5 protein-coding genes are annotated in these 6,037 nt (G+C 68.8%); 3 read left to right on the forward strand and 2 right to left on the reverse strand.

The annotated features are described in order from the left end of the window. Positions 1-140: 140 nt before the first annotated feature. Positions 141-1,784 (reverse strand): amidase, encoded by a 1,644-nt coding sequence (locus IRZ30_RS14870; RefSeq protein WP_294086263.1) that lies wholly within the window; start codon positions 1,782-1,784, stop codon positions 141-143. A gap of 514 nt (positions 1,785-2,298) precedes the next feature. Between IRZ30_RS14870 and rlmN the strand changes: the two genes are divergently transcribed. Both rlmN and purE read left to right on the forward strand, forming a co-directional pair. Further along, entirely contained in the window at positions 2,299-3,411 is a 1,113-nt protein-coding gene (gene rlmN, locus IRZ30_RS14875; RefSeq protein ID WP_294086264.1) for a 23S rRNA (adenine(2503)-C(2))-methyltransferase RlmN, read from the forward strand. 197 nt (positions 3,412-3,608) lie between these two features. Then, positions 3,609-4,091 carry a 5-(carboxyamino)imidazole ribonucleotide mutase gene (purE, locus tag IRZ30_RS14880; protein WP_294086265.1) on the forward strand — a complete coding sequence of 161 codons (483 nt, stop codon included), beginning with the start codon at positions 3,609-3,611 and terminating at the stop codon, positions 4,089-4,091. Between the two features lie 434 nt (positions 4,092-4,525). On the opposite strand, the gene IRZ30_RS14885 is transcribed toward purE, so the two are convergent. Then, positions 4,526-4,978, reverse strand: a complete 453-nt coding sequence (locus IRZ30_RS14885) for a Fur family transcriptional regulator (protein WP_294086266.1) — start codon at positions 4,976-4,978, stop codon at positions 4,526-4,528. Between the two features lie 190 nt (positions 4,979-5,168). Between IRZ30_RS14885 and IRZ30_RS14890 the strand changes: the two genes are divergently transcribed. Then, positions 5,169-6,029, forward strand: a complete 861-nt coding sequence (locus tag IRZ30_RS14890; protein WP_294086267.1) for a hypothetical protein — start codon at positions 5,169-5,171, stop codon at positions 6,027-6,029. The last annotated feature ends 8 nt before the right edge of the window (positions 6,030-6,037 follow it).

The following is a 6,037-nucleotide window of genomic DNA, read 5'->3' on the forward strand; positions in this document are numbered from 1 at the left end:
CCCTCACCCCCGGCCCCTCTCCCACGAGGGGAAAGGGGAGTATCACGCATGCCGGATGACGAGTGACGCATGACGCATGATTCCCGGTTCCCCCCTCTCCCAAGGTTGGGAGAGGGGGAAGGGGTGAGGGCGGTCTCCCGCTAGGGCTTCCCGCCGGGCCAGGGGCCGTCGGCCTCGACGATGGCGGCGGCGCGGAGCACGGTGACCTCGTCCCACGGGCGGCCGGCCAGTTGCAGGCCGAGCGGCAGTCGCTCGGCCGTGCGGCCGACCGGGACGGTGATCGCCGGCCAGCCGAGCCCGTTGAAGGGCGAGGTGAAGACGGTGTTCCGGCTCGGATCGCCGAGGCGCGGGGCGCCGTACGGGAGCGTCGGAGTGCTCAGCAGATCCACGCGCTCGAAGATCGCGTCGAGGCGGCGCCGAAGCGCGGCGCGTGCCTGCTGTGCCTTCACCAGCGCGAGCGGGCCGTACCCGTAGGCCGAGAGGACACGGTGGCGCATGAAGTCGCCGAAGTCGCCCAGGCGATCGCGCAGATTGGGCTCGTGGAAAGTTGCCGCTTCCATGGCGATGATCGCGCTGTTCAGCACGCGCAGGGCCTGCATCTCCGGCAGGTCGATCTCCACCAGTTCGGCGCCGTTGCGCTCGAGTGCAGCCAGCCCGGCCCGCCAGGCGGCCAGGGCTTCGTCGGTGCCGAGTGGCATCCCGGACCCGTCTTCCCTCAGCACGCCGATCCGCATCCCGGCAACGCCCGCGTCGAGCTGCGCGCTGTAGTCCGGCACCGGAACGGCGCGGGCACGGGGGTCGCGCGGGTCGTGCCCCGCGAGGATCTGGAGCATGGCCGCGGCGTCGCGGACGCTGCGCGTCATCGGCCCCAGGTGGTCGAGCGACCAGGAGAGCGTGACGGCGCCGTAGAGGCTGACGCGGCCGAAGGTGGGCTTCAGCCCGACGATGCCGCAGACCCCGGCCGGCATGCGGATCGAGCCCCCGGTGTCGGAGCCGAGCGCGCCGTAGACCAGCCCGTCGGCAACCGCCGCGCCGGAGCCGCTGCTGGACCCGGCCGAGTCGTGTTCCCGGTTCCACGGGTTCGGCGTCGGCCCGTAGTGCGCGTTGTTGGACCCCGGCGAGTAGGCGAACTCGGACATGCGGGTCTTGCCGACGATCACGGCCCCGGCTTCCCGCAGGCGCTCGACGGCCGCCGCATCGAAGTCGGTGACCCAGTCAGCGAGGATCTTCGACCCGGCGGTGGTGACCGTGCCCTTCATGGCGAGCAAATCCTTTACCGCCACCGGAACCCCGTGTAGCGGGCCGCGCCACTTGCCCGCGGCGATCTCCTGCTCGGCCTCTCGCGCGGCGGCAAGCGCCTCGTCGGCGAGGACGAGCTGGAAGCTGTTCAGCTCCCCATCGCGCTCGGCGATGCGCTCGAGCGCCTGCTGCGTCAGCTCGACCGGGGAGACCTCGCCCGCTCGCAGGCGCGCCGCGACCTCGGTGATCGTCTCGTACCCGGGCTCACGCGCGGTCGCCGGAGCGCGCTCAGCGGACCCGGCCGGAGCCGCCACGGTGGGCGCTGGCGGCACGCCGTCCTCTCCCCAGGCTTTGAGATAGTCGGGGATGAGATCCGTCGGCGTCTGGGCGGCGATGGCCTCGAAGGCGACGACGTTGGCCAGGAAGCCCTTGTCGATCATCCCCTGGATATCATCGTCGGTGATAGGGATCCCTGCGGCCCGCACGTTCGTGCGGACTCGCTCGACGATCTTCTCGAGAACCTGCTGATCCTGCCCCGCACTCATCGGCACCCTCCCGACCACAGCGTCGCTGCATCCCGCCCGGTAATCAGTCGGGATACGGCTCGTCCTCACCTCCTGGATTCCCCTTGTAGCATCGGACCCCGTTTCGGGCAACCGGATGGGGCGTTGGTGTGGGTGGCACGGGCAGGAAGGAGCTGTGGTAGAGGGGGGCAGCGGTGGGTGGTGAATGGATGTCCACGTCGTGGCGCGTGCCCAGCGGCAGACGTCCTATCATCTGGGTGTTAGACCTGCTGAGACCCAGCCGGCTTGAGCCGGCTTTCGTTGTGAGCCCGGCGGCTTCAGCCCCGGGCACGGGCCACGATGTGAGATTCTTCACGCCACCCACCCCCGGCTCGCGCCGAGTACGGACATCCGCTCACCCGGGCGTGCGCCCTGATGCGTGCGACACCGCGACTCCAAGAGCCGATGACGACCGCCGCGCACGGATCACGATCTACACCCGTGCTACACTTCGGGTTCGAACATGGCGCGTGATGGGAGCGAGCAGGCAGCCGACATGACGACGACGCAGACACCTTCGACGGCACCGGCGACACGACCGGTGCGGCTGGCCCGGCGGAACCGGCCGGTGTCGCTCTACGATCTGACCCTGGCGGAGTTGGAGGAACGGCTGGCTGGGGACGGCGTGCCTCGCTACCGGGCACGGCAGATCTTCCACTGGGCCTATCGTCAGCTCGCCGTCGATTACGACGCCATGACGGTCCTCCCCAAGGCGCTGCGCGCCGATCTGGCCACGCGGCTGCCCTTGACGCCGCTGACTCCCGTGCGCGAGGTACAGACGGACGACGGCGAGACGATCAAGACCCTCTTCCGCACGGTCGACGGCCAGCACATCGAGACGGTGCTGATGTTCTACCCCGACCGCACGACCGTCTGCGTCTCCTGCCAGGTCGGCTGCGCGGTCGGTTGCAGCTTCTGCGCGACCGGGATGATGGGCCTGACGCGGAACCTGACCGCCGGGGAGATGGTGGCGCAGGTGGTCGCGGCGGCGCGCCGGGCGCGGGAGGCTGGGCGGACCTTGACCAACATCGTGATGATGGGGATGGGCGAGCCGTTCCAGAACTACGACGCGACCATGCGCATGGTCCGCATCCTCCACGAGGAAGAGGGGATGAACTTCGGCGCCCGGCGCATCACGGTCTCCACCTCGGGGCTCGTCCCCTTCATCGACCGCCTGGCGAGGGAGCCGTTCCAGGTGAAGCTTGCGGTGTCGCTCCACGCGCCGAACGACGAGCTGCGCTCGTCGCTCGTCCCGCTGAACCGCCGGTACCCGATCGGGGAGTTGATCGCCGCCTGCCGCCGCTACGTGGGGGAGACCGGGCGGCGGGTGACCTTCGAGTATGTCCTCATCGACGGCGTGAACGACAGCGATGCCAATGCTGAAGAACTGGCCCGGCTCCTGCGCGGCCTGCTCTGCCACGTCAACCTGATTCCCCTGAACCCGACCCCGGCCGCTCCGTTCGGCCGGCCCAGCGTCGAGCGCATCAACCGCTTCGAGCAGATCCTGCGCGCTCGCGGCATCCCGGCGACGGTGCGCTACTCGCGTGGCGTCGACATCTCCGCGGCCTGTGGGCAGCTCCGGGCCGAATACGAAGCGGCGGGCGCGTAAGCCCACGACGGGCAGCGGGTCCGCATTGGGTCCGCCTCGGCTCCTTCTACCCGTGGCGCTATCGGCGATATGATCCTCGGCGCGTCCCGGGGCTCGTTCCCGGTGCTTCGGTGTGCGAAGGACCGATCCGAGCCATCGAGGCGCAGAAACGGGGCGTATTGGGCCTGGATGGGCTAACGAATGGAATCGGAGGGATCATGGCACGGGTCGCGATCGTGATGGGCAGCCAGTCCGACATGCCGTATATGGAAGAGACGATCAAGGCACTGGATGGACTGGGCCTCGACCACGAGGTCCACATCATGTCGGCGCACCGCACGCCTGATCTGGTGCAGCGGTTCGCGACGGGCGCGGCGGATCGGGGGGTGAAGGTCGTCATCGCCGCGGCGGGTGGTGCGGCGCACCTGCCGGGAGTGATCGCTTCCTGGACCACGCTGCCGGTCATCGGCGTACCGCTCCCCACGACCGATCTCAAGGGGTTCGATGCCCTGCTCGCCATCGTGCAGATGCCGGCCGGGGTGCCGGTGGCGACGGTGGCCGTCGGGAAGGCCGGAGCGCGCAACGCGGCGTTCCTCGCGGCGCAGATCATCGGGCTGTCGGAGCCGCAGTTCGCTGACGCCTACCGGGCCTACCGTGAGGAGCAGGCCGCCAAGATCCGGGAGGGTGTCACCGGGTTCTAATGCGAGCGGTGGCGGGCGGCACCCGTCGGGGGTGTAGGCTCCATACCAGGAGGGGCTCACCAGCCGGTGTGTGCTGCCCGCCGTAAGTGTAGTTTCCATCCTGGAGGGGCTCACCGCTCGGCGAGTGCCCGGGGCTCAAGCCCCGGGCTGACAACCAAAGCCGGCTGAAGCCGGCTAGAGCAGATCAGACTTGACGCCCAAGTGAAAGGGTGTTCGCTACCCGGTAAGTACCCGGGGCTCAAGCCGCCGGGCTGATAGTTTGGTAAGCCCACTGAAGGGGCTACGATGGCTACCGACCGGCGTCGTCCGATTCGGCCACCCACCGGACACCGCATCCCCAGCCCCTTCAGTGGGCTTCGCCGTGTCAGCCCGGCGGCTTGAGCCCCGAGCACGTACCACGGTGTGGGAACCGTCACACCCCCCACGGCGCGGGATCATCCGCCCGTGGGACCGTCGGGCTGGCAGGCGCGGCAGAGGCCGAAGATGGCGAAGTGATCCATCCGAGCGGCAAAGCCGTAGTCCTCCTGGAGCCGAGCACGGAGCGGCTGGAGGACCTCGTCGGCCAGCTCGATCGTCTCGCCGCACCGCTGGCAAACGAGGTGGTGGTGGGGCTGCGTCCCCACCAGTTCGTACTGACGCACGCCCTCGCCCAGGTCGGTGACGGCTACCAGACCCAGCTCCACCAGCCGGTCGAGCGTGCGGTAGACCGTCGAGCGGTTGAGAAAGGGGTACTCCCTGCGGACGAGGTCGAAGATCTCATCCGCCGTCATATGCCCCTCGCCCGCTGCGAGCGCGGCGAGCACCATCATGCGCTGCGGGGTTACCCGGAGTCCGGCACGACGCAGTGCGTCCTGCAGCGTCTTATCCCCCTGCACCTCACCCGACATCCTCGTCTACTCCCCAGATCGCGGTTCATCGATGCCTAGCTTACTCCGGGTTGACCGCCGGGGCCACGGGCATTAGTATGCTACTAGTTGCAATTGCAACGAGTTGCTGAATCTATGCGGTTCGAGCACGCAGCGACTCGGCCCGCGGCGACATCCTCGAACGATTCCTGCAACGCCGAACGGAGGGCAGGTGACGATGGCGGACCTTGGCGCGCTGGCACTCATCGCGACCGGGTTGGGCCTCGGGCTCCGGCACGGTATCGACTGGGACCACATCGCGGCCATCACCGACATCACCGGGACGATGGACGACGACGAGCCGATCAAGCCGGTGCAGGGCGGGGCCGACGGGGTTGGTGCTGCGACGCTGGCGCCTGGTCGTCACTCCCTGACGGCCGAGTCCCGGCATCGGTTCTTCCTCGCCACGCTCTACGCGCTGGGGCATGCCCTGGTGGTCGTCGTGCTGGGGCTGCTCGCTCTGTGGACGAGCACAATCCTGCCCGACTGGATCGATCCCATCATGGAGCGCGTCGTCGGTGTGACGCTGCTGGCGCTCGGCGTCTGGATCCTCTACTCGCTGTGGCGGCACGGGCGGAATTTCCAACTGCGCAGCCGCTGGATGCTGGTGTTCGCCGCCGTCGGGAACGCCTGGGCGTGGTTGCGCAGCCGCCTGCGCGGCGAGCGCTATGTGCGCCATGACCACTGGGTCAGCAGCTACGGTTGGAAGACGGCGCTGGGCATCGGCATGATCCATGGCATCGGCGCCGAGACAGGATCCCAGGCGCTGATCCTGGCCGCGACGGCCGGTGCGACGACCAAGGTGGCGGGATCCGTGCTGCTGGTGGCCTTCGTGGTCGGCCTGGTGATCTCAAACTCGCTCATCGCCGCCCTGACGACGTTCGGCTTCGTCTCGTCCCGCACGCGGCGCACGGTCTTCGTTGTGATTGGGCTGATCGCGGGTATCTTCAGCCTCTTCCTGGGCTTCCTGTTCACCACGGGTATTGGGGTCGAGCTCCCCGATCTCCAGGAGTTGATCGACCGCGTCATCTAGTGGCCGGG

Source organism: Sphaerobacter sp., from assembly GCF_019683595.1.
In the GTDB taxonomy this organism is placed as follows: Bacteria; Chloroflexota; Chloroflexia; order Thermomicrobiales; family Thermomicrobiaceae; genus Sphaerobacter.

Bases quoted from the DNA above. Each gene is read 5' to 3' on its own strand.
- IRZ30_RS14885 (WP_294086266.1), bottom strand. From the start codon at position 4,978: ATGTCGGGTGAGGTGCAGGGGGATAAGACGCTGCAGGACGCACTGCGT.
- purE (WP_294086265.1), top strand. From the start codon at position 3,609: ATGGCACGGGTCGCGATCGTGATGGGCAGCCAGTCCGACATGCCGTAT.
- IRZ30_RS14870 (WP_294086263.1), bottom strand. From the start codon at position 1,784: ATGAGTGCGGGGCAGGATCAGCAGGTTCTCGAGAAGATCGTCGAGCGA.
- rlmN (WP_294086264.1), top strand. From the start codon at position 2,299: ATGACGACGACGCAGACACCTTCGACGGCACCGGCGACACGACCGGTG.